This window comes from Mycobacterium intermedium (assembly GCF_002086275.1).
Taxonomy (GTDB): Bacteria; Actinomycetota; Actinomycetes; order Mycobacteriales; family Mycobacteriaceae; genus Mycobacterium; species Mycobacterium intermedium.
Map to the genome: position 1 here is coordinate 1 of NZ_MVHT01000191.1, position 3,066 is coordinate 3,066.

2 protein-coding genes are annotated in these 3,066 nt (G+C 68.1%); both read right to left on the reverse strand.

All coding sequences use genetic code 11. The annotated features are described in order from the left end of the window. Positions 1-1,923: type I polyketide synthase (locus BST27_RS29945; RefSeq protein WP_083148796.1), on the reverse strand; the 1,923-nt coding region annotated here is incomplete at its 3' end. Beyond that, a partial coding sequence (locus BST27_RS29950; RefSeq protein ID WP_139805470.1) for a beta-ketoacyl reductase occupies positions 1,923-3,066 on the reverse strand: 1,144 nt, incomplete at its 5' end. The genes BST27_RS29945 and BST27_RS29950, both read right to left, overlap by 1 nt.

Here is a 3,066-nt window from a genome sequence, read left to right on the forward strand (position 1 = left end):
ACGCCACAGCTGCGTCAGCGCCAACTGCATGCCGATCAGGCCAAGCTGAATCTGCTCGATGCCGATCAACTGCTTGCCCTCGGCCACCACGTCGCGCAGCGAGAACCCCGCCTCCTGAACGAACACCGGCTCGAGCTCGTCCAGTGCGGCGGCGAAAGCCGGTTCGTCGGACAACAATTGGCGCCCCATCCCGGCCCACTGGGAACCGCGGCCCGAGTACACGAAAACCGTGCCAGGTGCCCCGTCCTGGGTCGCTTCTCGCGGGAGCACCACCCCGGGAGCGTGCTGGCCGGTGGCCAGGGCGCGCAGGCCGGCGACGGCCTGATCACGGTCGCGAGCGACGACGGTGCCGAACTTGGGGTGCCGGGCGCGGTGATGGTTGAGGGTGTGGGCGACATCGGCGAGCGGAGTCGCCGAGCCGGAGCCCGCCAACCAGTCGGCGAGCGCACCCGCCGCCGCGGCCACCCGCCGCGTCGACTTGCCGGTCACCACCAACGTGCAAACCTCTGTGCTCCCGGCACTTCCAGCTACCGGCGCCAGGTCGGGACCCTGCTCGATGATGACGTGCGCGTTGGTACCGCCCAGTCCGAACGACGACACCGCGGCTCGACGCGGACCATTGGCGGCCGGCCATGCGGTGTTCTCGGTCGGCACAAAGAACCTGGTCGATGCGGCGTCAATGGCTGGATTCCATTGCGAGAAGTGCAGATTCGGCGGGATCTGGGCGCGTTGCACGGCCAGCGTGGCCTTGATGAAGCCGGCGATGCCGGCCGCCGCCTCGGTGTGGCCGATGTTGGTCTTTACCGCGCCCAGCGCGCACTGGCCCTGGGCATTGTCCTTGACCAGACCGTAGGTGCCGGCCAGCGCCTCGAACTCGATGGGATCGCCCAAGACTGTGCCGGTGCCGTGCGCCTCGACGTAGTTGATGCTTTCCGGTGCGACATCACCGGATCGCAGCGCGTCGGCGATTACGTCACATTGCGCTGCGGTGTTCGGCGCGGTGACGCCGTTGGAGCGGCCGTCCTGGTTGACCGCCGAACCGCGCACCACCGCCAGCACGTGGTCACCGTCGCGCACCGCGTCGGTCAACCGCTTGAGCACCACCACGCCGGCGCCCTCACCGCGCACGAAGCCGTCGGCGGCCGCGTCGAATGCGGCGCACCGGCCATTGGGGGACAGCAATCCCCAAGCGGAGATGGCGATTTGGGTCTCGGGACGCAGAGTGATGCTGACCCCGCCGGCCAATGCCAAATCGGTCTCGCGCAGCCGCAGACTCTGACAGGCCAGATGCACCGCAACCAAGGACGACGAACATGCGGTGTCCACGGCCACCGAGGGGCCGCGGAGGCCCAGCAGGTACGAGATGCGCCCGACGGTGATGCTGTGGGCGTTTCCGGTTCCGCTGTAGGCGTCCACGCTGTCCGGCGTCGCGGCGAGCATCGACTGATACTCGTTGAAGTAGACGCCCATCATCACACCGGTCCGGCTGCCACTGAGGGAATCCGGTGGGATGCCGGCATTTTCGAGGGCCTCCCAGGACACCTCGAGCAGCATTCGCTGCTGCGGATCCATGGCCGCGGCCTCACGTGGTGTGATGCCGAAGAACTCGGCGTCGAAACCGGCCACGTCGGGCACGAAGCCGCCCCACTTGGTGGTCATCCGGCCGGGCGTCAGCGGGTCGGGGTCATAGAACGCGTCCGCGTCCCACCGGTCGGCCGGTATGCGCGAGATCGCATTGCGGCCCTCTACCAGCAAGTCCCAGAAGCTATCCGGGCCGTCGACATCACCGGGGAATCGGCATCCGATGCCCACCACGGCGATCGGCTCCGCCACGGCGACGCGGGAGATCTTGGTGAATTCCTCGGTAAGGATGGCGCGCTGCTGCGCGGTCATACCGGAAATCCGGCTGAAAGCGGTTCGCATTACTTAGACCTGTCGGCCTCGGGGGGACTCGATTCGATGCGGTCAAACAGACTGTCCAGCACGCTGCCCGCCGACGAGGAGAGCAGAGCCATCGCGTCGTCTTCCGGATCGTCCGACGGCGCAACACGTTTGGCCAGGTAGCTGGCCAGGGCTGCCACCGTGGGGTGGTTGAACAACATCGTCGCGGACAACTCGATGCCGACGAACTGCTCGGCCTCGCGTCGAATCGCCATCGCCATCAGGGAATTGAGACCGAGCTCGGCAAACGGCCGGTCGGTGTCCAGCGCGGACTCCGGAATACGCAGTTCCGCCGCGATGATTCGTCGCAGACCCTCTTCGAGCTCGTTACGCACTTCGGCAGCCGACAGACCGGACCAGTCGCGTGCCGGCAGCAGGTAGCTTTCCGAGCCGCCGGACCCGTCGGCTGAAGTCGGCACCGGCACGACGACCGCTTGCGCGACGTCGTGGCCGTCGGCGAATTCCCAGGCGGCGAACGCCTCTGCGGGGGTGATGGCTCGCGAACCCATGCGCTGCAGCTCTTCGCTGACGATCTGGGCGTCGGCGGCGAACCCGAGGTCTTGCCACGCCACCCAGTCCAGGCTCAGGGTGTGGCAACCCCGTTGGCGGCGGGTCCGGGCAAGGGCGTCCAGATAGGAGTTCGCCGCGGCGTAGGAACCCTGCCCCGGGATGCCGAAAATGCCCGCCGCGGAGGCGGTCAGGAAGAAGAAGTCGACGCTGCCCGGCGGGAACGCCTCGTGCAGCACCTGGCTACCGGCGATCTTGGGCCACACGACCCGGCGCACCGCGTCATCGGTCATGTTCGTCACGAGCTGATCGTCGGTGACGCCGGCCGCGTGGATGATGCCGCGGATGGGTGCGGCCCCATCACGGTCACGCCGGTCCAGCAGGGACAGCACATCGTCGCGGTTCCCGATGTCGACGGCGACGGCTTCGACCGTCACGCCGCGTAACTCCAGGCCGCGGATCGCGTCGATCTTCTGGCGCAACCCGGCGTCGAGAGTGTCGAGATCCCAGTCCCGGCGCGGTGGCAGGGTCGTGCGGCCCGTCAACACCAGCCGACGGGCGCCGCGGTCCACCAGCCAGCCCGCCATCAACACACCGAGGGCGCCCAGGCCGCCAGTG